The sequence below is a fragment of the Bacillus sp. RCC_6_1 genome (genome assembly GCF_041360755.1).
GTDB classification, from domain to species: Bacteria; Bacillota; Bacilli; order Bacillales; family Bacillaceae_G; genus Bacillus_A; species Bacillus_A cereus.
Genome location: NZ_JBFUPV010000002.1, coordinates 521,789 through 548,680, shown reverse-complemented (window position 1 = coordinate 548,680; position 26,892 = coordinate 521,789). Strand labels below are relative to the sequence as shown.

The window sequence follows — 26,892 nt, the reverse complement described above, 5'->3', positions numbered from 1 at the left end:
AATCAGTGGATGAACCAACCATCCACTGATTACAGCTTGACTCTATTTTAGTACTCATCCTCGCGGAAACCTAGGTCACGAAGCTGAGACATTTTATTACGCCAATCTTTTTGCACTTTTACCCATACTTCTAAAAATACTTTAGAACCAAGTAGCGCTTCAATATCAAAACGAGCTCGCTTACCAACTTCTTTTAACATTTTCCCTTGTTTTCCGATGATGATTCCTTTTTGTGATGCACGTTCAACAACAATCGTTGCATTTATATAAACTGCCCCGCCCTCACGCTTTTGAATCGCATCGATAACAACAGCCACAGAATGCGGCACTTCTTCACGTGTTAAATGTAGTACTTTCTCACGAATAAGCTCTGCAATAATAAATCTCTCCGGATGATCCGTTACTTGATTATCTGGATAGTATTGTGGTCCTTCTGGTAAATACTTTTTAATTGTTCCAATTAAAGCGTCCACATTATTACCGTCTAACGCAGAAATTGGTACAATCTCTGCAAACTCATGTAGTTTACGATATTGATCAATTAACTCTAGTAATTGCTCTGGATGAAGTTGGTCAATTTTATTAATTACTAAAAATACTGGTTGTTTCGTTTCTTTTAACTTCTCGATGATGAATTCTTCACCACGACCAAAGCCTTCGACAGCATTAACCATAAACAGAACGATATCAACTTCTTTTAATGTCGTTTGCGCCATCTTCACCATGAAGTCGCCTAGTTTATGTTTAGGTTTATGTATTCCTGGTGTATCAATGAAAATAACTTGTGCATCATTTTCTGTATATACACCTTGAATTTTATTACGAGTCGTTTGTGGCTTATCACTCATAATAGCAATTTTCTGGCCGATAATACGATTTAAAAATGTAGATTTCCCAACATTCGGTCTGCCAATAATAGAGACAAAACCTGATTTATAACCTTTTCTATTCATGTAAATCCTCCGCTAAAAATGCTCCTGGTAACAATTCTCCGACTGTCGTCTCTTGAACGTCACCATGTAAATTTGTTAAGTATACTTTCGTATCCTGTTTACATAATTCTACCATAACTTGTCGACATGCTCCACAAGGAGGTACTGGGCGCTTTGTATCTGCTACAACCGCAATGGCTACAAATTCTTTATCTCCTTCAGAAACCGCCTTAAATAAAGCTGTTCTTTCAGCACAATTACATAAGCCATATGATGCATTCTCAACATTACATCCACGATATACTTTTCCATCGCGCGTTAATAGTGCTGCACCTACTTGAAATTTAGAATATGGTACGTACGCTTGTTTACGCGCTTCGATTGCTTCTAGAATTAATTGTTTACTATTCATATTCCCGCATCCTTCCTGTTCACAGCTATGAAGAGGTACACTCTCTCATTAAAGCCCCTTACGGCACTTCCAAAGCTTAATAAAAGCTTCGGAATGCAACTATACCATATACGGTAAAAAGATAATAGCACCAATTATAACAGCTATAATTGCAAACAATAAAACCGCTCCTGCCGCAACATCCTTTGCAATTTTTGCAAATGGATGAATATCGGCAGTCGCTAAATCTACTGTTTTTTCCACAGCCGTATTTACCATTTCTAAACTCATTACACTCCCTATTACAATAAGTAATATCATCCACTCTGTTCTCGTAATATGGAAATAAAAGCCGCAGCATATAACAATGACTGCGGCTAAATAATGGATTTTCATATTTCGCTCATGACGAAAACAAAAGAATATACCAGCTATAGCATATCCAAAACTATCTATAAGTTTTCCTTTTTTCATCGTCCTAATCCAAAAGCTTCTAAAATTTCTTTTTGTCTTCCGAACATTTCTTTTTCATCTTCTTCTGTCATGTGATCATAACCAAGTAAATGTAAAAAGCCATGTAACGCCAAAAATCCAAGTTCACGATCGAAAGAATGTCCGTACTCTTCAGCTTGCTCTTTCGCCCTTGGAATAGAGATAATAAGATCACCTAACATGCGCGGCATCTCTGCACCAACAATCTCCATTTCTCCTTCTCCCATTTCTTCCATCGCAAAGGATATTACATCTGTAGGTTGATCTTTATCTCGGTAATCACGATTAATTTCTCTAATGCGCTCATTATCTACAAATGTCACCGATACCTCCGCACCATCCTCGATATTTTCCATTTGAGCTGCTTTTTCTAACACTTCACGAATTAAACTCATATACGCTTCTTTTACTTCTTCTGTTTCATCAATAAAATCAATTAACAAACTCATTCTTTCTCCTTTTCTTCCGGAAGTTCCGGATATGTAATACGCGAATGGAAAATACCATTTAACGTTTCACACAACGTTTTTCCAACGATTTGTAGTTCCTTAAACGTCAAATCACATTCACTAAATTGACCGTCTTGTAGTCGATCTTTAATAATACTTTGCACCAAATTATTAATTTGTTCTGGCGTTGGGTGATTCATAGAACGTACCGCAGCTTCTACACTATCAGCAATACCAACAATTGCCGATTCTTTCGAAGTTGCTTTTGAACCTGGATAACGGAACATCTCTTCTGTATATTTTTCTTTATCTTCTTTAATAGCTTTATAATAAAAATATTTCAGTAACGTTGTACCGTGATGTTGCCCAGCGATATCAATAATTTCTTGTGGAATATGATATTCTTCGAGCATTCTTACTCCATCCGTTACGTGAGCAATTATAATATCTTTACTCGTTACAGGATCTAATTTATCATGCGGGTTTTCAATTCCCATTTGGTTTTCAATAAAAAATTGCGGTTGTACTGTTTTTCCTACATCATGATAATATGCCCCTACACGCGCTAATACACCATTTGCCCCGACTGCTTCACAAGCAGCCTCAGAAAGATTCGCTACCATTACACTATGATGATATGTCCCTGGCGCTTCTAACAAAATTCTGCGTAAAAGCGGATGATTTGGACTTGATAGTTCCATAAGCTTCATGCTTGATACGATTCCAAGTCCACTTTCTAAATATGGTAAGATCCCCATAGCCAAAACGGATGATATAATCCCTGAAAGTGAAGCCATTAATAATTGCGTACCAATTTCAAGAGGCGAAAAATTCCCATTACGTAATAATAAGAGCGCCGCCAATACGACTACATTTAATACAGAAACGAGTATACCAGCTTGTAAAATCATTGTACGACGATTTTTTTCTCGCAAGAAAATACTAACCGATAATGAACTTAACAATACGTAAATCCCTACACTATAATTTAATGTACTCGTTACTCCTTCATTAAACATAATACTTCCGCATACAGAAAAAATCATACTCGTTAAAAAGACAAATCGATCACCAATCATTAGTTTTACAAGTATTGTTCCCATCGCAACTGGGACAACATATGCAATCCCCGCGTATTCAAGTTTTTGAAACAAACTAATGATTTTCATTAAGACGATTGTGATAGACAAAATTGTAATATACGCTAAAACATACGGTCTATCTTCTCTTTTTCTCTTTAAAAATAATTCAAATTGTTTATGCATAAAGTATAGTAACACACCAATGAGTACCGCTAATCCAACATAAGGTTGAAAGCCGTTCCCTTTTTCTAACAAACCAACTAATTTCAACTGATTATACACATCACTTGAAATTGTTTCACCTTCTCTAACAAGAACTTGTCCTTGAAGAATATAAACAGGTGGAACTAAATCTTCCTCTGCTTTTCTCTTCTCTTTCGTTAAGATTGGGTCATAAAAATAGTTTGCTGAAATTGCATATCTTCCTAGCGCCTTAATTGACTCTTTTAAACCATTATCAACATTAACACTATTCATCTCACTTACATATCGTTCTTTCGCATCTTTCAATTCGTCCATTTTAATATGCTCAGTCATGATACTATTAATCGCTGTGACCGCAGCATCTTTCGCTAATACTAATTGGCTCGAATCTGCATTAATCAAACTTAGTAAGTTTGAATCAGATAATTCTTTCGTTAAGTCAGCGGGTAGTTTCTTTTTTAACTTCTCCACTTTCTCAGCATCAGTCATCTTTTTTTGATCATCCGGTCCAACAGCTTTAATCTCTTGCACCACTTCATCCACTTTAGCAAAGACGTCATTCACAATATCAACTTTGTTTTGTTTATACTCACTTTTATATGTATATTGATCTTCAACTTTTGTAGCGGCTTCTTTTTTCTTTTTATCCGTTGTAACTTTATCTTCAATTTTTATAGGAGAATGGATTGTCTTTTTCGCAATAGAATACATATTAACATCTAATTGCTCTGGTTTTACATTATTCATAAGCGCAAAAAACAGCACTGCTCCTAATACAACGTAAGAAATCCAACTTAGTTTTTTCGAATGTTGTAAATTACGAAACCACTTAGAAATTTCTTGAGATCTTGACATGATTTCAATACCTTCTCCTCTCCAGAAATAAAGTGAAACTATTTATAGCTTTCATTTCTTCTACCAAACGATACTTTGAGGCAACATTTTATACACTAGTACCTATAGTTTATTTTCCTTATCTTTCATGATAGTAAAAAATATGACGTTCGCCAACCTTATCATACAAAAAGAAATGATCCTGACAAATAGGATCATTCCATTTTATCATATGCCTCAATAATACGTTGCACCAATGGATGTCTCACAACGTCCGTTTGTTCTAATGTAATAAACGACAGACCTGATACACCAGATAAAATATTAGCAGCTATAGATAGCCCTGATTTTACCCCTTTTGGCAAGTCTACTTGTGAAGGGTCCCCTGTAATAACCATTTTAGAACTAAAACCTAATCTTGTTAAAAACATTTTTATTTGAGCACCCGTTGTATTTTGAGCCTCATCTAAAATAACAAATGAATCATCAAGCGTACGCCCCCTCATATAAGCAAGCGGCGCGATTTCAATTACTCCTCGCTCCATCATACGCTGCGTATATTCTTGTCCAAGAATATCATGTAAGGCATCATATAATGGGCGTAAGTATGGATCTACCTTCTCTTTCAAATCCCCTGGTAAAAAACCTAAATTTTCTCCAGCTTCTACAGCAGGTCTTGTTAAAATAATTTTCTTTACATACCCTTGTTTTAAAGCCCTCACAGCCATCACTACAGCTAAGTATGTTTTTCCAGTTCCTGCAGGCCCTATCCCAAAGACAATATCATTCTTCTTCATCGCATGAATATATCGTCTTTGCCCCATTGTTTTTACACGAATGGATTTACCTTTTGCAGTCTTGAAAATTTCTTCTTCATATAACTCTTCAAATTGAGCAATTTTCCCTTGTTGTGCAAGCTGAATTGCATACGCAACATCTCTCTCTGAAATTGATATACTTTTACGAATTACAACAAGTAATTGCTGTAAGATTTTTTCTACGAGTGTCACCGTTTCAACTGCCCCAGATACATGAACAGTTTCTCCTCTAGTTACGATCGATACATTCAGTTCTCGTTCAATTACTTTTAAATGTGCATCATTGACTCCAAAAAGAGCGATTGCTTCGTTAGTATTTTCCAATTGTTGGTTCATTTCTACTAATTGTTCTGCCATTACTCAGTCTCCTTGAATATCGGATTCGGATATTGGTTGTGGCTCTGCAATATTTTCAACCACAGTATAATGCAATGTGACCTTTAGTTGACCCGCCTCAACCTCTTTACTCAAAATCTTATCACTTACAATCATAGCATGTTCATCCAATTTTTTCTTTAGTTCTTTTTCGGCCATCTCTTTTGCTACTTTCAGCGCTTGCTTTTCTGTATATTCTCGATTTGCTTCTTCCTCTTCTCTCACAACATCTTTTTCATATGCAATCGGCAGTGTAAAACCAAATAATTTCACATCATGCTTTACACTTTCAGTACGAGAGCGTTTATACTTATCATGCTGAAATCCCCATATTTTTATTTTCGTATCCCCAAATTTAAGAAAATGTTCATTGTATACGTTACCAGTATACACTTGGAATTGCGTCTTTAACGGGACATCCACCTTAGATGTATACCACGTTTCGCCATACACAATACCTTTCGCTGAAACAATCGTCGGACTTTCCTCATTACCATATATTCCTGATACAAGAATCTGCCCTTTTTCTACATGATCATTTTTCAGTACAACCGGCTTTCCAACTTCTACGAACGTCTTTGTAATAATCGCTTCTTTTTTTGCTACTAAATTTTGCGGCCTTTGTTCCTTTTCTTTCTTCGGTTCGTTTTTTTCAACAATTTTAAAATGATACGTCGTTCCTCTTACTTCTAGTCCCGCCCAAGTAATGGCATTAATATTATCTGTCAAATGGCGTTGTACATCTTCTACATTCGGCATTTGAAATTGTAGTTTCCCTTTTTTAATACCCATTTTATCCAATTCTTTCATCAATATATATTCCGTTTCAGGTTTTGCTCCTGTAATTTCAATTTTCCAAACCATATTTGACATTGCAATCACACCAAAAAAGAAAATTAAAAAACCAATTAAAAATCCACTATTTTTAATTAAACGCTTATTCCAAAAAGGAAAACCATAACGTCCAATAAAATATAATTTACATTCATTTTTTCTATAAATTGGTTTTATTTTTTTCACATCGCGTAACAACATACAAAAAACTAACGTTTCATCAGCTATCTTTTTAACATCCCAAACTAATAAATTCCTCCGTACACATTCATTAACAAACCGTTCCGCTCCTCTACCTTCAATTCGCACTTTTACATATCCAAGCCACTTTATAAACCATTTATTTTTCATTTACCACCTTCACTACCTTTCTAAAAGTAGATATACTACTTTTTATTTGAAGCATTAAAATAGCTCGTACTAAAATGAAACCGAGTAAAACTGTAATCAGTCGCTATCAACGGAACTTTTACAGGATAAAGAAGAAAAACTTCACAAATGGAAGTTTCACTTCAATCACCTTTTTTTTCATTTTCTAAAAATGTTACTTGCTCAATTATCCCTTCGAGCAAAAGCTCTTCTGGAAGAATCGTTTTAATAACAAAGGATTGTCCTTTAATTAATAATTGACCGTGTTTTAAAAGTAATCGCACTTCTTTATCTGAAAACACTAATAACCCCCGATGATTTTCTATATAAATATGTATTTGCCCAACAAGAGTAATCCGAGGTAGATCCATTAATACATCCACTGGTAGGTCTACTTGTTTTGTCAACCAATTTTTCATTTGTTCTAATTTCTTCATCTCGAAAGACCCCCTCTCATCCCATATATATGTATTTCTTCACAAGTGCCTATCGTGTTATAACGACTTCACTAACATAACTATATTCTGTAAGAGTTCATATCATGTTAATTAAAACAGTCGCTATATGAAATCATATTTGTCAGGACAATGATGGATCAGAGGATGTTACCTTTAATAATAGAAGTATTAATACAAGAATATGCGCCCCTACAGGATATCAGTACAAGTTACATTAAGAAATTGAGCCTAGCGAGAAGTTAGAAACTTGAAAAAAACTGTTACAATTCGTTCTGGATGTGACATACTGACCATAGAATAAGTAGTTGTCATTTATTGGACAAATGAGATAAAGTGAAACTTTAATCCCCCCTCACCAATCGAGCTGCCCGTTAATGAGGGATAAAATCAAAAAAAGAAAATTTCTCCACTCTGAATGTTACGTTGTAAGTAAGAATATTTTATAGATGGTTGTTATATGAATTTCAAAAAATATTAGGGTTCATTAAAAAATGAATTAATAAATGAGGAAATACGAAAGTAAATTGGCTTTAGTCAAGAAATTTCGAATGTTATAAAACAAATTATCGACAGTAATATCCGGCCATTTTATGCAACTGATGCAAAATCTAAAATAGTTAGAATCTCTTTCGTTACCTTTGAGGATTATGCTGAAGAGCAAGCTATAAAACTTCAATCTGATTTTCAGAAGGTTCGGTACTTAGCTTTTATTTGCGAAAGAAGTTTTAGTCAAGGAAGTAAGAATAGGTGTAGAATCGGAATTATACAAGGAAATAATAAATTGAAACTTTAACTAGAGGGGTTTCTATCACTTATAGAAACCCTTTTTAAGCAATATAGCGTTTCTCCTTAATAAGAACAATAAAAAAACGTCTCATACGAAATGAGACGTTTTTTTACGCTAATAGCTGGATAACCAGCTTATTCACAAGTGATCCGTCTGTTTTACCTTTTACTTTCGGCATAACAGCAGTCATCACCTTACCCATATCTGCTTTAGAAGTCGCACCAACTTCAGAAATAACTTGCTTGATTACATCAACTAGTTCTTCTTCAGTTAATTGCTCTGGCAAATATGCGCTTAAAATCTGAATTTCACTTTGCAGTTTATTAACAAGGTCTTCACGACCAGCTTTTTTAAATTCAAGGAGGGAGTCCTTATACTGTTTTACTTCACGAGCTAAAACTGTTATTTCCTCTTCTTCAGTAAGAGTATGTTGCAGTTTAATACCTTCATTTTGTAAAGCAGCCTTAACCATACGAATAACGGTTAATTTTTCTTTTTGTTTATTCTTCATCGCTTGTTTCATATCATCGTTTAAACGACCGAGAAGACTCATAACTTACACCCTCTCTTAGAATTTACGCTTTCTTGCCGCTTCAGATTTCTTCTTACGTTTTACACTTGGTTTTTCATAAAACTCGCGCTTTCTTGCTTCAGCAAGTGTACCAGTTTTAGAAACCGATCTTTTAAAACGGCGAAGTGCATCCTCCAAAGACTCGTTTTTACGAACGACTGTTTTTGACATTCTCTTTCCCTCCCTCCGAAACATCACACTTACATACTAACTTCAGCATGCAAAAAGAAACACTTCTTCAGCATGTCTTTTACGATTATAATACATTTTATCACTTCAGGTCAACTATTTGGCAGAATAAAAGAAGAATAGAAGCATTTCCTTTTCAAAAGTTATGCAAATAGCTAGTATCCTTTACTGATGAAGACAACTATATTTTTATCATTTCATCTTTTTTCATACAGGGATGCATGAAACGCCTCCCCACCTTATAGTACTTAACCGCTTCAAATAAAGAAAGCATGCAAACCGTTTCCGGTTGCACGCTCTTTTTATGCGCTAGCTGATTCTTTTTTTACATCATCTTCAAGAACACGAACAAATTGCGCTTCGTTATATGGATAACCAGCTTTCGTAATTTTCACTTTCACTAGCTTACCAATTAATTCTTCTGATCCTTCAAATACAATTTTCAAGTAGTTATCTGTATACCCTACATATAACCCTTCACGGTCGCCGTCTTTAAATTGCTCTTCTGGAATGATTTCAAGCACTTCACCTTCAAACGCTGATGCATATTCTTTCGCTAATTGATTAGATAGCTCAATTAAACGATGAACACGATCATTCTTCACATCTTCAGGAACTTGATCTTCCATGCGTGCTGCAGGTGTTCCTGTACGTTTTGAGTAAGGGAACACATGTAACTCAGAGAAGCGGTTCTCTTTAATGAAATTGTATGTTTCCATGAATTCTTCTTCTGTTTCACCTGGGAAACCAACGATTACGTCAGATGTAATCGCAAGGCCTGGTAACGCTTCTTTCAAACGATCTAAACGCTCTTGGAAGAACTCCATCGTATATTTACGACGCATACGTTTTAATACAGTATTAGAACCAGATTGCAACGGAATATGCAAGTGGCGTACAACTACTTCAGATTTATCTAACACTTCAATTACTTCATCTGAAATTTGACTCGCTTCAATAGAAGAAATACGAAGACGTTTTAATCCCCCTACTTCCGCTTCCATATCACGAAGTAATCCAGCTAAGTTATAATCTTTTATGTCTTCGCCGTATCCACCTGTATGAATACCCGTTAATACGATTTCTTTATAGCCTGCATCCACTAATTGTTGTGCTTGTTTAATAACTTCTTTTCCATCACGAGAACGCATTAAACCACGCGCCCAAGGAATGATACAGAATGTACAGAAGTTATTGCAACCCTCTTGTATTTTTAAAGACGCACGTGTACGATCCGTGAAATAAGGTACATCAAGTTCTTCATACACACGTGTTTTCATAATATTACGGACAGCATTAATTGGTTGACGCTCTTTACGGAATTCTTCGATGTAACCTAACATCTTTTCACGATCCTGTGTACCAACTACAATATCTACACCCGGAATCGCCATAATTTCAGCTGGAGATGTTTGTGCATAACATCCCGTTACGCAAATAACTGCATCTGGATTTTGACGCACAGCACGTCTGATTACTTGACGGCTTTTTTTGTCCCCAGTATTCGTTACTGTACATGTGTTAATAACATATACATCAGCTTTCTTTTCATATTCTGTTCTTTCATAACCACCTTGTTTAAACAATTGCCAAATGGCTTCTGTTTCATAGTGGTTTACTTTACAACCTAACGTATGGAACGCAACAGTTGACATTGATCATCACCCCATCAATTCAAAATGATACGAAGCAGCACTTAACGCGTATAACGGCGCCGTTTCTGTTCTTAAAATTCTTGGTCCTAAACTACATGGTACAAATTTATGTTCACGAAGCGCTGTAATCTCTTCCTCAGCTAAACCGCCTTCTGGGCCAAATACAATCAATAGCTTTTGACCTGGTTTCATTGTCGTTAAAGCTTTCGCAAAATTAGATTTCTCACCTTGTTTTGCTTCCTCTTCGTAAGCAACAAGACAAACATCATACTCACCACTCATTGAAAGCAATTGCTTAAATGATGCCGGAGCATGTACTTCTGGAATTTCACTTCTATGTGATTGTTCCGCAGCTTCTTTCACAATTTTTCTTAAACGCTCAACTTTTTTATCAGCTTTTTTCGCATCCCATTTTACGATAGAGCGAGATGCTTGAAATGGTAAGAATGCAGCTGCCCCAAGCTCAGTTCCTTTTTGAAAAATTAACTCTAGCTTGTCTCCTTTTGGCAGTCCACTTGCAATCGTCACGAAAACAGGAAGTTCACTTGACGCCTCTACCCATTCTACAATAGCCGTATTAATAAATTCACTGGTAATTTCATCAATTGAACATACTGCTGTTTTTCCGTTTACACAGCAATAAATATGATCACCAGCTGACATACGCATCACTCTTGCGATATGATGTACGTCATCACCTACAATGCGAATACTTGTCTCATTTACATATTTCTCTTCTACAAAATAACGTTGCATATAATCACCTTAGTAGAGTTTCGTTCCTTTCGTAAGTCAACACTTACGAAAAGAACGAAACGTTATCATTTTTCATATAACAAACGGCAAGTCTCTCACCTTATAGTGAGAGACTCCCCTTTTCATTATAGACTAAAATCTATATTACGCATTTCGTGCAATAATTGCTACCCAATCTTCCATTCGTAACACTTCTTCAATTGTAAATCCAGCTTGTTCTAACGCCTCAGAAATTACTTTTTCCTTCGCAGCAATAATGCCCGATGTAATAAATAATCCACCTGACTTCACAACTCTTGCTGCATCTTCAGGGAATAATAGAATAATTTCTGCTAATAAGTTAGCTACGATTAAATCAACAGGACCTTCAATGCCTTCTAAAAGACTATTTTGTCCAACAGACACGATATCATCTGTTTTATTTAAACGTACATTCATTTCTGCACTTTCAACCGCAACCGGATCTAAATCATATGCTTGAACAGAAGACGCACCTAATTTTGCAGCCGCAATACTAAGTACACCAGAACCTGTTCCTACATCAATAATAGTGTCACCTGGCTGTACTGTTTTTTCTAAAGCACGGATACACATCGTTGTTGTTGGATGAGTTCCTGTACCAAACGCCATACCCGGGTCTAATTCAATGATTTTTTCATCAGGAGAAGATGGTGTATATTCTTCCCAAGTCGGTACGATTGTGAATGTATCAGAAATTTGTACTGGATGGTAATATTTTTTCCAAGCAGTAGCCCAATCTTCTTCATTGACTTCGTTAACGGTAATATTTCCAGTACCAATTTCGATGTCGTAAGATGGAAGCACATCAATAGATGATTTTACACCTGCAATCGTTTCATGTAAAGAATCCGTTTGCGGGAAATACGCTTTTATTAATACACCTTCCGCCGGATATTCATCTGGGTTCAATGCATAAATTTCACCATATTGTTGCTCGCGCTCTTTCGTTAACTCCGCTGGATCCTCAATCGCAACTCCACTAGCACCAGCTTCATGTAAAATATGAGAGACAGCTTCTACTGCTTCTTCTGTTGTATGAATACTAATTTCTGACCATTTCACAATTTACCAACTCCATTTTTTATTTCCATTATTCCCCTTTGAAAGCACGTTTAAGCTTTCCGAATAAACTATCATCCTGCTCTTCTTGTCCTGCAAATTCACGTAATAAATCTTTTTGCTGCGAAGTCAATTTCGTCGGTACAACAACACGAACGACTACATATTGATCTCCTTGGCCGTATCCACGTACGTTCGGAGCACCTTTTCCTTTTAAGCGGAATTCTGTTCCAGTTTGTGTTCCTGCTGGAATTTTCAGCTTCACTTTACCATGAACAGTAGGAACTTCCACTTCATCACCAAGCGCCATTTGCGCAAATGTTAATGGCATTTCGCAAATAATGTGATCTCCTTCACGCTCGAAGAATTCATGATTTCTTACATGAACGACAACATATAAGTCTCCTGCTGGTCCGCCATTTACGCCGGCTTCACCTTTTCCAGACACACGAATTTGTTGACCATTATCGATACCCGCTGGAATTTTAACATTGATTTTTTTACGTTTACGAACTTTACCTGAACCGTGACATGTCGTACATTTTTCTTTAATAATTTGTCCAGTTCCTGAACAATGACCACAAGCTTGACGGTTTACGATACGACCAAACGGTGTGTTTTGTTCTACACTCACTTGACCAGAGCCTGAACAATGTTTACATGTTTCTTTTGAAGTTCCTGGTTTTGCTCCACTACCTTTACAAGTATCACATGGATCTTCTACTGGAATTTCCACATTTAATTCCTTACCAAAAATAGCTTCTTCAAAATCTAAAGTGACTTGATATTGTAAGTCAGCACCTTGGCGCGGAGCATTTGGATCACGACGTCTGCCGCCGCCACCGCCAAAGAAAGAACTAAATATATCTTCAAAACCGAAGCCACCGCCAAAGTCTCCTCCGCCGCCAAATCCACCGAATCCTTGATTTGCACCAGCATGACCAAATTGATCGTACTGTGCACGCTTTTGATCATCACTTAACACTTCGTATGCTTCTTGTACTTCTTTAAACTTTTCAATTGCATTTTCTTCTTTGCTTACGTCTGGATGGTATTTTTTAGCCAAACGACGATACGCTTTTTTAATTTCATCTGTTGAAGCGCCCTTGCTAAGTCCAAGGACCTCATAATAGTCTCGTTTACTCATAAATTTACAACCCCCGAATCTTTCACATAAACGTAATTTTAACACCGAAAGAAAGTGCTTTGCAACAAAGTTTCCTCACTTACAGTATGCAAAGCGAAAAACTTAAGATCCTCACACATCGCTTCTCATTCGTGAAAAAAGCCAAAGTCAAGGCACGCTTGACTTTGACTTTTTGTCATCTTACTTATTATGTTTACAGTTGAATTACTTGTCTTCTTTTACTTCTTCAAACTCAGCGTCAACTACATTGTCTTTCTTTGCGCCAGCGTCTTGTGCACCTTGCGCACCTTCTGCTTGACCGGCAGCTGCTTGAGCCTGCTCGTATAATTTAACAGTTAATTGTTGTACGATTTCTTGTAAAGCATCTTTTTTCGCACGAATTTCTTCAAGCTCGTTTTTCTCAATTGCAGCTTGTAATGCTTCTTTCGCTTCTGTTGCTTTTGCAACTTCAGCTGCATCTACTTTACCTTCTAAATCTTTTACAACTTTGTCTGTTTGGAATACAAGTTGGTCAGCTTCGTTACGAAGTTCTACTTCTTCCTTACGTTTTTGGTCAGCGTCAGCATTTGCTTCCGCTTCTTGTACCATACGTTCTACTTCTTCATCAGAAAGACCTGAAGAAGATTGGATTGTAATAGCTTGCTCTTTGCTTGTTCCTAAGTCTTTCGCACGTACGTTAACGATACCGTTCGCATCAATATCGAATGTTACTTCGATTTGTGGAATACCACGTGGTGCTGGTGGAAGGTCAGTTAATTGGAAACGACCTAACGTTTTGTTGTCAGCTGACATTGGACGCTCACCTTGTAATACGTGAATGTCTACTGCTGGTTGATTATCAGCAGCTGTCGAGAATACTTGTGACTTACTTGTTGGAATTGTAGTGTTACGCTCGATTAATTTCGTGAACACGCCACCCATAGTTTCAATACCTAAAGAAAGTGGAGTTACGTCTAATAATAGAACGCCTTCTACATCACCAGTAAGTACGCCACCTTGAACTGCAGCACCTAATGCTACAACTTCATCAGGGTTTACACCTTTATATGGCTCTTTACCAGTTTCACGTTTAATAGCTTCTTGTACAGCTGGGATACGAGTAGATCCACCAACAAGAATAACTTTATCTAATTCGCTTGGAGCAAAACCAGCGTCTTTTAATGCACGACGAGTTGGCTCTAATGTTCTTTCAACAAGACCTGCTGAAAGCTCTTCGAATTTCGCTCTTGTTAACGTTAATTCTAAGTGTAATGGACCAGCAGCTCCAGCACTAATGAATGGTAATGAAATTTGAGTTTGTGTTACACCAGAAAGATCTTTTTTCGCTTTTTCAGCTGCATCTTTCAAGCGTTGAAGCGCCATTTTATCTTGGCTTAAATCAATGTTATTTTCTTTTTTGAACTCAGCTACTAAGTGATCGATGATAACTTGGTCAAAGTCATCGCCACCAAGACGGTTGTCACCAGCAGTTGAAATAACTTCGAATGTGCCGTCTGCTAACTCAAGGATAGATACGTCAAATGTACCGCCACCTAAGTCATATACTAAGATTTTTTGTTCTTCGTCTTGTTTTTCTAAACCGTAAGCAAGTGCTGCTGCTGTTGGCTCGTTAATAATACGCTCAACTTCTAAACCAGCGATACGACCAGCATCTTTCGTTGCTTGACGCTCTGCATCGTTGAAGTATGCAGGTACTGTAATAACAGCTTTCGTTACTGTTTCACCTAAGTATGCTTCAGCAGAAGCTTTTAAGTTTTGTAAAATGATTGCAGAAATTTCTTGAGGTGTATAATCTTTACCTTCAACTTCTACTTTGTAGTCTGTACCCATATGACGTTTAACAGACATGATTGTATTTGGGTTTGTAATTGCTTGGCGCTTTGCAACTTCCCCAACTTGACGTTCTTCATTTTTGAAAGCTACAACAGAAGGTGTTGTACGGTTTCCTTCTGGATTTGGGATAACCTTTGGTTCTCCACCTTCCATAACAGCTACACAAGAGTTTGTTGTACCTAAGTCAATACCGATAATTTTACTCATGGCGAATCCTCCTAGTTTTATGTAAATTATTGATTTACTTTTACCATTGATGGGCGAATCACACGGTCTTTTAGTTTATAACCTTTTTGGAATTCTTCCACAACCGCGTTTGATTCAAATTCACTATCTTCCACTTGCATAATAGCTTGGTGTTCATTAGGATCAAACTGTTTACCAACAGCTTCAATCACTTCCACACCTTCTTTAGTCAGCGCTTCTAACAATTGACGATGCACCATTTCCATACCTTGTAACAAGGATTTCGTTTGCTCATCAGTCGCTTCCACTTGCATTGCTCTTTCAAAATTATCAAGAGCTGGCAAGATGTCTGAAACTAGACTTTGTGCTCTATATTTTTCAGCAGCCTGTTTATCCATTTGGACACGGCGCTTATAATTTTCAAAATCAGCTTGTAGACGTAATGTGCGACCTTCCGTTTCCGTTAGTTTCGCTTGTAGCTCATCTACTTTTTCTTGTAAAAGAGCAGCCTCACTTTTTTCTTCTACAGTTTCTTCACTGTTTTCTGGCGTGACAGCTTCTTCAACTTGCGCTTCTTTTACTTCTTCTACCACTTGTTCGTTACGCTCTTCCACAATATTCACCTCCTTAAAAGGTATTAGGTATCATGCATAGCATGATTACCTAAGCATTATATATTACACACAGCAATGAAAATTTCATCACTTGAGCGAATGTATTACTCTCATTTACTTTTTAAGTCCATCAGTAAATTGTCTCGTAAATAACTGTAACAAACTAATTACACGAGAATATTGCATTCTCGTAGGACCTAAAATAGCAATTGTTCCAAGTTGCTCTTCGCCGATTGAATATGTTGCAGAAATTAAACTACAATCCTCCATAGCCGTCGAAGAGTTTTCCCTACCAATTTTCACTTGAATCCCGACTTGTTTATGACGCAAAATGTCATAAAATTCGGCTTCATTATCAATCATGGTAAGTAAAGATCTAACCTTTTGAATGTCATGGAACTCTGGCTGCGAAAGCATATTTGCTTTTCCTCCAAAGTATATCTTTTCCGATAACGGAACTTGAAATGTACCATCCAACATTTTTATTGCACTATCGTAATTATGAACATACCCACGTAAAACTGTAACAATCTCCTTAAAGATTTTATTATGAAGTTCTTCCATCGGTACGCCAGATAGCTTTTCATTTAAAATATTAACCATTTTTTCTAAATCTGATAAATCAACAGATTCCGGAACGGTAATCGTTTTACTTTGTACATGCCCTGTATCGGTTACAATAATAGCGACAGCAGTTTGACGATCAAGCGGCACAATTTGTACATTTTTAAGTTTATTTGTACTTAACTTCGGTCCAAGAACAATGGCCGTATAATTCGTAAGTTCTGATAAAATTTGAGCAGATTGTTGTGCAATTTTTTCCGCTTCAAAAATTCTTTCAGCAAATAAATCTTTAATTTGTACAATTTCAGCGTTCGGTAAGTTTTGCGGTGCTAAAAGATGGTCTACATAAAATCGGTAGCCTTTCTCAGAAGGAACACGTCCAGAAGAACTGTGCGTTTTTTCAATAAAACCTAATTCTTCTAAGTCCGCCATTTCATTTCGAATAGTAGCTGAACTAAATGTAATTTCATCTTTTTTAGCCAACGTTCTAGACCCAACGGGCTGCGCTGATCCAATAAAGTCATCAATAATTGTTTGTAAAATTAAGAGCTGACGTTCCGTAAGCATCTCATCATCACCTCTGTTAGCACTCTTTGTCTTTGAGTGCTAAATCTATTAATAACTTACCAAAATTGACATTCAATTGTCAACGGAAACGTCACGAAATAATGAAACTTTTTCACGCCTATGGAACATTTAATTAGTCAATCAAAAATGATTGGAATACTTCATTCCCTAATAATTTTCCTTTTCGCGTTAAACGCACATGTCCATCTTCCTCTTCAAGCAATCCCTGCTCTTGGTTGCTTTGTAACTGCTTCGCGAAAACTTGATCCATCTCTACATTAAATTTATTGCGGAACGCCGTTTTAGAAACACCTTTTGTTTTTCGAAGCCCTAAGAACAGCTCTTCTTCCATTCTTTCTTTCTCCGTCACTTTGTGAACATCTAAATACGGAAATCCTGTTTCATCAATTTTATTAAAATATTGCTTCAGCGGACCTACATTTTGAATACGTTCCCCGTTCACATAACTATGAGCTCCAGCTCCAAATCCATAATACTCTTCATTATTCCAGTATGTGAGATTATGTCTACTTTTATTGTCACCTTTTGAGAAATTACTAATTTCATACTGGTTATAACCGTGTTTCTCCATTTCATCCATTACTATTTCATACATTTTCGCTTCATGGTCTTCACCCGGAAGACGCAATTTCCCTTTGTTCATTAAGTTATAAAACACTGTTTTAGGTTCCACAATTAATGAATATGCAGAGAAATGTTGTACACCAAGCGTAAAAGCAATATCTAATGTTTCTTTTACATCTTCTATCGTCTGTCCTGGCAAAGCATAAATAATATCTACATTAATATTTTTAAATCCTACTTCCTGTGCTTCTCGAATCGCGAGGAATGCATCTTCCCTCGTATGCTTGCGCCCGATTTTCTCAAGCAGTTCATCACGGAACGTTTGCACACCAAAACTAATTCGATTCACTCCACCTTCTAGCAGTACATTCAACTTCTCTTTCGGCAGATCTCCTGGATTCGCTTCAAATGTTAATTCACAATTTGGGGCGAACGGACGCAAATGACGATTAATAATCTCGAGTAATTTTTTTGTCTGTTCCATATTTAACGCTGTCGGAGTTCCCCCGCCCACAAAAATCGTTTTTATACTATCAAACGGAACTTTTTGAACCGTATTTATTATTTCCTTCTCTAAATAATCTAAATATTGATCAACCGGTTGGCGTTCAATAAACACTTTATTAAAATCACAATAGTGACAAATGTGCTGACAAAACGGAATATGAATATATGCAGCTTGTACCAAATATAACTCCTACCTTTCTAAAAAGAAAACCTCCGCACTCCGGAGGGTTCTCTACTTCTCTAACGTATTACGAATTTGTTCCATTCGCATTTTTCCCCAATCATACATCATTTCAACGATCGGTAAAAGTGACATGCCTAGTTCCGTCATATAATACTCAACGCGAGGAGGAATTTCGGGATATACTGTCCGATCAACAATTCCATCTTCCATTAACTCTTTTAATTGGTTCGACAAAACTTTATGAGAAATGCTTGGGAATAACCGTTGTAATTCACTGAAACGATGTGGTCCTTCCACACCAAGATGCCACAGTATCACAACTTTCCACTTTCCACTAATAATAGAAAGCGTCAATTCCTTTTCACAATTAAAATTACCATTTTGTATTTTATCTTGAATATCTTTTCGAATATTTTCGGACATTAACAATCTCCTAACTCTATATGAACTAAAAAGCTCTCTCATTATTGTAAATGAGAGCTGCTCAGATGTCTAAAAAGTAATTATACAGAAAAAAGAAGCCGCACAAACGACTTCTTTTTTATTTCAAATATTAGTTGTCATCCATTTTCAGTACAGCCATAAATGCCTCTTGCGGTACTTCTACAGAACCAACAGACTTCATACGTTTTTTACCTTCTTTTTGCTTATCAAGAAGTTTACGCTTACGAGAAATGTCACCGCCGTAACATTTTGCAAGTACGTTTTTACGCATCGCTTTAATTGTAGAACGTGCTACAACTTTATTTCCGATAGTCGCCTGAATTGGCACTTCAAATTGTTGTCTCGGAATTAATTCTTTTAATTTCTCTACGATTACTTTACCACGGTCATACGCTGAATCACGGTGTACGATAAATGATAAAGCATCCACTTGTTCATTATTTAAAAGAATATCCATTTTCACAAGTTTAGATGGTTTATAGCCAATTAACTCGTAGTCAAATGATGCATACCCTTTCGTATTTGATTTCAATTGATCGAAGAAGTCATATACGATTTCTGATAACGGGATTTCATATGTTAATGTAACACGCGTTTCATCTAAATATTGCATATCAATAAACGTTCCACGTTTACCTTGGCAAATCTCCATTACAGCTCCAACATAGTCATTCGGAACCATAATTGAAGCCTTCACAAACGGCTCTTCTACACGATCGATAGACTGTGGATCTGGCATATTAGATGGGTTATCAACAATAACATCTTCACCGTTAGTTAAATAAACTTTATAAATAACGCTTGGCGCTGTTGTAATTAAGTCAATCTTAAATTCACGTTCAATACGTTCTTGAATGATTTCCATGTGAAGAAGCCCTAAGAAACCACAACGGAAACCAAATCCTAGCGCTTGAGATGTTTCTGGTTCAAACTCAAGAGCAGAATCGTTTAACTCTAATTTTTCTAATGCATCACGTAAATCGTTATAACGAGCAGAGTCAATTGGATACAGACCACAGAATACCATCGGATTTAACTTACGGTAACCTGCTAACGGCTCTGCAGCTGGACGTTTCGCATGCGTAATCGTATCACCAACACGTGTGTCACCAACATTTTTAATCGATGCTGCTAAGAAACCTACATCACCTACTGTTAACTCGTCACGTTGCGTAGTTTTCGGTGTAAATACACCTACTTCTGTTACTTCAAATTCTTTACCCGTTGCCATCATACGTACTTTATCGCCAACTTTTACTGTTCCATTTACAACACGGATATAAGCAATTACACCGCGGTACGGATCATATAAAGAGTCGAAAATCATACATTGTAATGGCTCTTCTGAATCACCCGAAGGAGCTGGTACTTTTTCAACAATTTGTTCTAAAATTTCTTCAATACCAATTCCAGCTTTCGCAGAAGCAAGTACCGCTTCTGATGCATCTAAACCAATTACATCTTCTACCTCTTGACGTACACGTTCTGGATCCGCACTTGGTAAGTCGATTTTATTAATAACTGGTAAAATTTCTAAATTGTTATCAAGCGCTAAGTATACGTTTGCTAACGTTTGCGCTTCAATACCTTGCGCTGCATCTACTACAAGAATCGCGCCTTCACAAGCCGCTAAACTACGAGATACTTCGTACGTAAAGTCGACATGTCCTGGTGTATCAATTAAATGAAGAATATACTCTTCACCATCTTTTGCTTTATAGTTTAATTGTACTGCGTTTAATTTGATTGTAATACCACGCTCACGCTCTAAATCCATAGAGTCAAGCAACTGAGCTTTCATTTCGCGTTGTGTTAACGCGTTTGTTTTCTCTAAAATACGGTCTGCTAACGTTGATTTTCCGTGGTCAATATGAGCAATAATAGAGAAATTACGAATTTTGGACTGTCTTTTTGCTCTTTCTTCTTTATTCATCTATGTTCTCAACTCCTAATAGTCTCGCCAATATACACTAGCACTGATTATATCAATAGAGCAACAAAGATTCAATGAAAACTCGTGCTGCTTACGATACAAATCATTCTATCTATATCTTATGCGAATAAACCATAAGAGACAAACCCTTTTCAAATTTTAAAACGGCTGTCTTACAAATCAGTAAAACAACCGCCTCCCATGTTACTCTTAGCTAAAAATTCCTTTTATTTTCCCAACAACTATATCCGTCCCGAACTTCGTCATTTCATAAGCTACACTTGCTACCGCCATCCCAATTCCTTCTACAACATTAAAACTTCTTAAACGTTCTAATTGCTGTTGTTTTTCTGAGGCCGAAAACGAGCTACCCAAAATTTCTGATTCAGCACCTGTACTTTCTGTCCCTGTCATATGAGCTATTTGTTCATATGACAATTGCTGATAGCCTTTCATACTTTTCAAACCATGATTAGCAAGTGCCACTCCTGCTATCATCATAAGTAAACATAAAGCTACACTACATATACACAAAAGCGCAAAGCGACTCAAACCATAATCATCTGTTCCCCTCAATGTGTATATGCTCCCGTATTATCTTGATCAATTTGATGATGTAGCGCTGCATTTAAACCACTCGCTATTACATTCGCCATATCCTCAATAAAAGTATCTACTTCTTTTGGGGTTACCATTAAATTGTGACCAAGAGGAGATAGCACTTCATAAATCAGCCTTCTTTTTTCTTCTTCTTCCAATGTACCAACAGCACCTAAAAACATATTTCTGCTCTTTTCATCCGGCATATCTTCTTCTGTTAATTTTTTCTTTTCTCCAAATGAAAATCCCGCTGGTAACAAAGATCGTGAAGGTTTATTTCCTTCTTTCATCTCTCGACCAAAATGTTTCAAAATAAAATCAATCGTATCACTTGTAATCGAAACAGCATCGACCACAGTCGGAACACCAATTGCGATAACAGGGATACCTAATGTGTCTTTACTTAGTTCTTTACGTTTATTCCCAACCCCCGAACCAGGATGGATTCCAGTATCAGAAATTTGTATCGTGCTATTTACTCGTTCAATAGAACGGGCAGCTAATGCATCAATTGCAATTACAAAGTCCGGGTTCGTCTTCTCAATAATTCCATAAATAACATCGCTCGTTTCGATTCCTGTAATCCCCATTACCCCCGGCCGAATTGCACTAACAGGCCTAAATCCTTCTTCTACACTTTCAGGCTGCAATTGAAACAAATGTCTCGTTACTAATACATTTTCTACAACTATCGGTCCAAGAGCATCTGGTGTTACATTCCAATTCCCAAGACCTACAATTAAACAGCTTGCTTCTTTTGTAACTCCAACCTCTTCTAAGAAACAAGAAAATTCTTTTGCAAAAATACGCTCCACTTTTTGTTGAAGTTCTGTATCTTGCTGACGTATCCCTTGTACTTCAAGTGTTAAATAATTTCCAGGTTTTTTCCCCATCGCTTCAGAGGCAGCTTCATCAATCGTTACTTTTGTAATTATAGTACCTTCTTCTTCTCTCTCTTTTACAATAACTCCCTGTATCCCTTTTTGTTCTTCTTGGCTTTCTTGCAACATTTGATGAGCTTCTACAGCAAGGTCAGTTCTAATGCTATATTTACTTAAATCTAATGGTTCTTTCATCGTATCTCCTCCGTAATTCATAGTAAATATCGTTAGATTTCCCAAAGTTATATAAGGTCATTCTTTCCTTTACGTGAAATTTCATGGATATACTATTGCAATTCTCTTCACCGTTTGATAGAATATCACTTGTTCTATGTAAGAATCGAGTCATTCGATTGCACCAGGGAGGTGAAAAGTATGGCAAACATCAAATCTGCTATCAAACGCGCTAAACTTAGCGAAGAGCGTCGTGCACATAACGCTTCTATCAAGTCTGACATGCGTTCTGCTGTTAAAACTGTAGAAGCTTTAGTTACTAATAACGATCTTGAAAATGCTAAAGAAGCTTTCAAAACTGCTTCTAAAAAACTTGACAAAGCAGCTCGTAAAGGTCTTATCCACCAAAACGCTGCAGCTCGTCAAAAATCTCGCTTAGCGAAACAAGTAAACGCGTAAGGCGTTTAAAAAACGATCCATTTGGATCGTTTTTTTATATACAAAAAAGTTCATGCACTAAGTGCATGAACTTTTTTGTGTCATCACATATGATTTAATCGCATTAAGAAAAATTCGAGCACAAGCTTCTTATCCATCTTTCCCGTCTTCATACTATAATCAGCTTCCGCTAATTCTATAATCACTTTTTTTAACTCTTCAAAAGAAAAAAACTTCGTTTGATTCATTGCTAACTTTACACGATACGGATGTACACCAATATGAGACGCAATTTGATTTTGTCCATAACCACGTTGCTGTAGCTCTTTCACTTGATACAACAAGCGGAATTGACTCACTAATAACGCAAGCAATTTAATCGGCTCTTCCTGCTGCGTAAATAATCCATCCAAAATTTGCATTGCACCTGCAATATCTTTTTTCACCACTTTTTCTGTCAAAGCAAATACATTTTGCTCAACTGATTTTGGCACAAGCTCTGCAACAAGTTTCGTCGTAATCTCTCCGCCCATACCAACGTATAACGTTAACTTGTCCATTTCCTTCGCCAACATCGTTACATTACTTCCCACAAGCTCTAGCAACAAACTAACAGCCGCGTTATCAATATGCACATGCACTTCATCTGCACGAGCAACAATCCACTTCTGAACATCCTGTACTTGCATTGCATTCGCTTCTACTACATCTGCTGTTTTCTTTAATAGTTTTGTAATTTTTTTTCGCTCATCAAGTTTTTCGTAAGGCGCAACAAAAACAAGAATAGAAAATGGAGAAGGTTCACCAATGTATTCTTCTAAAATTTTTATATTTTGTTCTAACTTTTCTTTTTGCGAAGTCAAAAATAGCGGTGATTTTATTAACAGTACTTTCCGTTCTCCGAAGAAAGGAAGCGTACGCGCATCCTCAACCACATCTTCTAAATACGCTTCTTCTAAATCGTATGTCACAACATTAAACTCTCGATCTTCTTCTTCAAGTGCTTCTGTCGTAATAAGCTTTATCGTTTCATTTATAAAAAAAGCTTCCGTTCCATATATTAAATATAACGGAGCAAACTGTTTCTTTTTAATTTTTTTATGTATATCACTCATACTTTTTCCTACTCCCTAACTTGGCAATATATATTTATACTAATGCCCTAGCTTTTGTTTTACAAGTACAAAGGAACAGGCTTTATAACCCGTCCCTTTATTTATATTAAACGCCACGCAATAAGCCCCGGGTTTCTTATTGGTGTGCGGTAATCACCTTCCCTTTATTATTCGCAATAAAAATTTGAGTATAAGTGCCAACTGTTAACATGCTTGGAAACGAAAAACTCACATTACTTCATGATTTACAAGTAACAAAAAAGCTCGTTTTCTCTTCATATGGAAATTGTAGATTTTTTTCTGACAATATTTTATACTAAAGTGGAATGTTGGGGAGGGATTCTAAATGAATGATTTTGAACAAAACGTTCAAAGTAAACGCAATGACGCTATTGATTCAGGGGTAGGATTTATCGTCTCATTTGGTTTTTTCGCAACACTTTTCATCATTGCAACTGTTATTAAATTTATCGGTTCTTAAAGACTGCCACTTCATGGCAGTCTTCTCTTTTTCATCTATTATGTGTTTTATCATATGTGATTTTACTTTTAAAGGTTCCATTTTTCCCTTTAAAAACATAGGAAATAGCACCTTGCTTGTCCGTGCGCCATATCGCACTCCCCATCTTCTCAAAACGCTCTATCACTTCTTTATGCGGGTGTCCATACCTATTCTGCTTACCAACAGATATAATCGCTACACGAGGCTGTATGACGTTCAAAAAAGGCTCTATAGATGACGTATTACTCCCATGATGAGCAACTTTTAAAACATCCACTTGTAAATCTGGATATGCCTCTACTAAAATCTTTTCCCCTTCTTCTTCCAAATCGCCTGTAAATAGCCACTTCAACCCTCCAAATTTTGCCCATATTACAATTGAAGCGTTATTTTCGCTTTTTTCTTTTCCTTTTGGAGCTAAAACGAAAAATTCCGCTTCATTTACACTCCAACTCTCCCCTTCCCCCACTTCAGTTATTTTCATTTCCTTTTCTAATGCCTGTTTCTTTACTACTTTTTCTAATACTGCATCTTTTCCCTTTCGGCCAAATACCACTTCTTTTACAGGTATATATGATAATAATTCTTGCGCAGCACCTATATGATCTGCATCTCCATGCGTTACGATTAATTTATCAATTGTTTTAATACCTTCTTTTTGTAAAAAGGGTATTAAAACATCATTTCCAACAGAAAATTCATGCTTTTTTTGTTGCCATTCTTCCTTATTCACACGAAGCGTTCCACCTGTATCAATAAGATAAATCCCTTTATCATACGGAAGGCGAATTAATATTGCATCACCTTGTCCAACATCAATAAATGTTACACTTCCGCCGCCTCTAAAATATGGATATATATAATGACATGTGCTAATAAAAAGAAATACACTCGCAACTATACAAACTATTTTTTTCGGCGCTCTCCGTTCCCAAACCATCAATATGCTGACAATACTGGCGCAATATACAGCTACAAGATTGAAGGGCGTTTCCCCGAAGATAAGCTGGGTAAATGGTAAACTTTCACAATAACTTAGAAAATCATTAGACATACTCAAGCCTATTGATAATACATCGGCAAATCCTTTTGCGAGAAACGGGACAATTGGCATACACAGTAAAATAATAATGCTACATGGTAATACAATGATAGATAAAAACGGAACGTATAAGAGATTGAGGAGAATGCTATATGGAGAAAAATAACCAAAGTGGTATAACAAAATCGGAGTACTAACGAGCTGTGAAATGATAGAAATATAAATAGAATTTCGGATTACTCCGTTGCTACTCTCTAACAATAACGGAGCAGACAAAAGTAAAGCGAAGCTACCTACAAAAGAAAACTGAAATCCAATATTAAAAACAAGATAAGGGTCATATATAAGCATGCATATAGCTGTTACACTTAAAGCATCTAAACTAGATAAACGAATCGAGCACATAAAAGCAATTAACATCAAAACTCCTGTTATAGAAGCTCTTATAACAGAGGGTGACGCCCCTGCTAAAACCATATACAAAGGAATACAAACGATAAGGCAAATTGTTGCTACCTCCCTTGTCACACCGCTTCTTAGCAAAATAAAATATACTATCATCATTAACAGTACAATGTGCGAACCTGAAATTGCTAACAAATGTACAAGACCAAATTGTTGATATTGCTCTTCCACTTCAAACGTCATTTGTTGTCTATCACCAAATAGTAATGCATTCATAAAAGCACCTGATTGCTCTGGAAACATTTCTGTAACTTTCGAGATTACTTGTTGCCTCAAAAGAAGAATCCATTGCGTGAGCGACAGTGATGTTTTATAGCATTCAGAAATATATGTAGCCTCAAATGTGAAATGAATATGTTGTTTGTATAAATAATCACGGTAATTAAAACCATGAAAATTCCGAGCTGTTTCCGGTTCTTTCCTCTCACCCTCGAATACACATGATATCCCTGCGTATAATTGTTGCATTTTTTTCTTTTCCAAGACTGATTTGATTCTATAACTTAACTGCACTATATTTTTATTCTGATCTTCAAATTGAAAAGATAGGCGATCCCCATTAACAAGCGGTGTATTTTGTATAACCCCTCTTGTAACTCCATAGGACTCCCCTAGAGGCTTATTCCACGTTTGAACATAGGAAGTGTATATGGCGCTATTAAAGCACGCTACAATACAAAAAATGAAGGTTTTACGCGAAGTGCGATATAAACAGAAGAAAACATTTAAAAAGAGGCAAAAAACTATCAATAAAAGTGACGAGGAAAAGGCAATTGCAACCCCTATTATAAATGAGATTGCAACATACCCCCATTGTTCCTGCAACTTATACTCA

26 protein-coding genes are annotated in these 26,892 nt (G+C 36.6%); 2 read left to right on the top strand and 24 right to left on the bottom strand.

Annotated features, from left to right (window positions below; translation table 11 throughout):
- Positions 1 to 47: 47 nt before the first annotated feature.
- The 22 genes from era to gpr all read right to left on the bottom strand — a co-directional run bounded on the left by era (position 48) and on the right by gpr (position 22,516).
- Positions 48 to 953: a GTPase Era gene (gene era / locus AB6801_RS08920; RefSeq protein WP_001080229.1), complete on the bottom strand. Its 906-nt coding sequence runs from the start codon at positions 951 to 953 to the stop codon at positions 48 to 50.
- The gene (locus AB6801_RS08915; protein WP_001086282.1) at positions 946 to 1,344 is read right to left on the bottom strand and encodes a cytidine deaminase; all 399 of its coding nucleotides are present in this window, start codon (positions 1,342 to 1,344) and stop codon (positions 946 to 948) included. Before AB6801_RS08915 ends, era begins: the two co-directional genes overlap by 8 nt.
- A 99-nt stretch (positions 1,345 to 1,443) precedes the next feature.
- Entirely contained in the window at positions 1,444 to 1,797 is a 354-nt protein-coding gene (locus tag AB6801_RS08910; protein WP_000715469.1) for a diacylglycerol kinase family protein, read from the bottom strand.
- Complete coding sequence (gene ybeY / locus AB6801_RS08905) at positions 1,794 to 2,264, bottom strand: rRNA maturation RNase YbeY (protein WP_000054679.1); 471 nt, start codon at positions 2,262 to 2,264, stop codon at positions 1,794 to 1,796. Before ybeY ends, AB6801_RS08910 begins: the two co-directional genes overlap by 4 nt.
- Entirely contained in the window at positions 2,261 to 4,405 is a 2,145-nt protein-coding gene (locus tag AB6801_RS08900; protein WP_000091514.1) for an HD family phosphohydrolase, read from the bottom strand. The genes ybeY and AB6801_RS08900 overlap by 4 nt, the downstream gene beginning before the upstream one ends.
- 194 nt (positions 4,406 to 4,599) lie before the next feature.
- The gene (locus AB6801_RS08895; RefSeq protein ID WP_000840520.1) at positions 4,600 to 5,559 is read right to left on the bottom strand and encodes a PhoH family protein; all 960 of its coding nucleotides are present in this window, start codon (positions 5,557 to 5,559) and stop codon (positions 4,600 to 4,602) included.
- A 3-nt stretch (positions 5,560 to 5,562) separates the two neighbouring features.
- Complete coding sequence (gene yqfD / locus AB6801_RS08890; RefSeq protein WP_000792499.1) at positions 5,563 to 6,762, bottom strand: sporulation protein YqfD; 1,200 nt, start codon at positions 6,760 to 6,762, stop codon at positions 5,563 to 5,565.
- 161 nt (positions 6,763 to 6,923) lie between these two features.
- Entirely contained in the window at positions 6,924 to 7,217 is a 294-nt protein-coding gene (gene yqfC, locus AB6801_RS08885) for a sporulation protein YqfC (RefSeq protein ID WP_000732269.1), read from the bottom strand.
- Between the two features lie 917 nt (positions 7,218 to 8,134).
- Complete coding sequence (locus AB6801_RS08880; protein WP_000054562.1) at positions 8,135 to 8,578, bottom strand: GatB/YqeY domain-containing protein; 444 nt, start codon at positions 8,576 to 8,578, stop codon at positions 8,135 to 8,137.
- Positions 8,579 to 8,593: 15 nt separating this feature from the next.
- A complete protein-coding gene (gene rpsU, locus AB6801_RS08875; protein ID WP_000048061.1) occupies positions 8,594 to 8,767 on the bottom strand; it encodes a 30S ribosomal protein S21 in 174 nt (57 codons plus the stop codon).
- 320 nt (positions 8,768 to 9,087) lie between these two features.
- On the bottom strand, positions 9,088 to 10,440 hold the full coding sequence (gene mtaB / locus AB6801_RS08870) for a tRNA (N(6)-L-threonylcarbamoyladenosine(37)-C(2))-methylthiotransferase MtaB (protein ID WP_000108679.1): 1,353 nt from the start codon (positions 10,438 to 10,440) through the stop codon (positions 9,088 to 9,090).
- Positions 10,441 to 10,446: 6 nt separating this feature from the next.
- Complete coding sequence (locus AB6801_RS08865) at positions 10,447 to 11,196, bottom strand: 16S rRNA (uracil(1498)-N(3))-methyltransferase (protein ID WP_001190159.1); 750 nt, start codon at positions 11,194 to 11,196, stop codon at positions 10,447 to 10,449.
- A gap of 144 nt (positions 11,197 to 11,340) precedes the next feature.
- Positions 11,341 to 12,279 carry a 50S ribosomal protein L11 methyltransferase gene (gene prmA / locus AB6801_RS08860; protein ID WP_000872103.1) on the bottom strand — a complete coding sequence of 313 codons (939 nt, stop codon included), beginning with the start codon at positions 12,277 to 12,279 and terminating at the stop codon, positions 11,341 to 11,343.
- A gap of 28 nt (positions 12,280 to 12,307) precedes the next feature.
- Positions 12,308 to 13,423, bottom strand: a complete 1,116-nt coding sequence (gene dnaJ / locus AB6801_RS08855; protein ID WP_000043947.1) for a chaperone protein DnaJ — start codon at positions 13,421 to 13,423, stop codon at positions 12,308 to 12,310.
- A 204-nt stretch (positions 13,424 to 13,627) separates the two neighbouring features.
- The gene (dnaK, locus tag AB6801_RS08850; RefSeq protein ID WP_000034700.1) at positions 13,628 to 15,463 is read right to left on the bottom strand and encodes a chaperone protein DnaK; all 1,836 of its coding nucleotides are present in this window, start codon (positions 15,461 to 15,463) and stop codon (positions 13,628 to 13,630) included.
- Between the two features lie 26 nt (positions 15,464 to 15,489).
- Entirely contained in the window at positions 15,490 to 16,056 is a 567-nt protein-coding gene (gene grpE, locus AB6801_RS08845; RefSeq protein WP_000392711.1) for a nucleotide exchange factor GrpE, read from the bottom strand.
- Positions 16,057 to 16,170: 114 nt separating this feature from the next.
- Entirely contained in the window at positions 16,171 to 17,187 is a 1,017-nt protein-coding gene (gene hrcA / locus AB6801_RS08840; RefSeq protein ID WP_000954941.1) for a heat-inducible transcriptional repressor HrcA, read from the bottom strand.
- A 133-nt stretch (positions 17,188 to 17,320) separates the two neighbouring features.
- Positions 17,321 to 18,460 (bottom strand): radical SAM family heme chaperone HemW, encoded by a 1,140-nt coding sequence (gene hemW, locus AB6801_RS08835; RefSeq protein ID WP_000249427.1) that lies wholly within the window; start codon positions 18,458 to 18,460, stop codon positions 17,321 to 17,323.
- 51 nt (positions 18,461 to 18,511) lie between these two features.
- Positions 18,512 to 18,886, bottom strand: coding sequence for a winged helix-turn-helix transcriptional regulator (locus AB6801_RS08830; RefSeq protein ID WP_001293539.1), 375 nt, complete (start codon positions 18,884 to 18,886; stop codon positions 18,512 to 18,514).
- Positions 18,887 to 19,016: 130 nt separating this feature from the next.
- Entirely contained in the window at positions 19,017 to 20,840 is a 1,824-nt protein-coding gene (gene lepA / locus AB6801_RS08825; RefSeq protein WP_001030951.1) for an elongation factor 4, read from the bottom strand.
- A 210-nt stretch (positions 20,841 to 21,050) separates the two neighbouring features.
- The gene (locus AB6801_RS08820) at positions 21,051 to 21,416 is read right to left on the bottom strand and encodes a YqxA family protein (RefSeq protein ID WP_001215034.1); all 366 of its coding nucleotides are present in this window, start codon (positions 21,414 to 21,416) and stop codon (positions 21,051 to 21,053) included.
- A complete protein-coding gene (gene gpr / locus AB6801_RS08815) occupies positions 21,413 to 22,516 on the bottom strand; it encodes a GPR endopeptidase (RefSeq protein WP_000662616.1) in 1,104 nt (367 codons plus the stop codon). Before gpr ends, AB6801_RS08820 begins: the two co-directional genes overlap by 4 nt.
- Positions 22,517 to 22,696: 180 nt before the next feature.
- Between gpr and rpsT the strand changes: the two genes are divergently transcribed.
- Positions 22,697 to 22,954 (top strand): 30S ribosomal protein S20, encoded by a 258-nt coding sequence (gene rpsT / locus AB6801_RS08810; protein ID WP_001274011.1) that lies wholly within the window; start codon positions 22,697 to 22,699, stop codon positions 22,952 to 22,954.
- 83 nt (positions 22,955 to 23,037) lie between these two features.
- Here rpsT and holA read toward each other — a convergent pair whose 3' ends face one another.
- Entirely contained in the window at positions 23,038 to 24,048 is a 1,011-nt protein-coding gene (gene holA / locus AB6801_RS08805; protein WP_001279908.1) for a DNA polymerase III subunit delta, read from the bottom strand.
- Positions 24,049 to 24,394: 346 nt separating this feature from the next.
- Here holA and AB6801_RS08800 point away from each other — a divergent pair, with 346 nt between their 5' ends.
- Entirely contained in the window at positions 24,395 to 24,529 is a 135-nt protein-coding gene (locus AB6801_RS08800; protein ID WP_000997609.1) for a YqzM family protein, read from the top strand.
- Positions 24,530 to 24,560: 31 nt separating this feature from the next.
- Here the strand turns inward: AB6801_RS08800 and AB6801_RS08795 are convergent, their stop codons facing one another.
- Positions 24,561 to 26,882: a DNA internalization-related competence protein ComEC/Rec2 gene (locus tag AB6801_RS08795; protein ID WP_370941062.1), complete on the bottom strand. Its 2,322-nt coding sequence runs from the start codon at positions 26,880 to 26,882 to the stop codon at positions 24,561 to 24,563.
- Between the last annotated feature and the right edge of the window lie 10 nt (positions 26,883 to 26,892).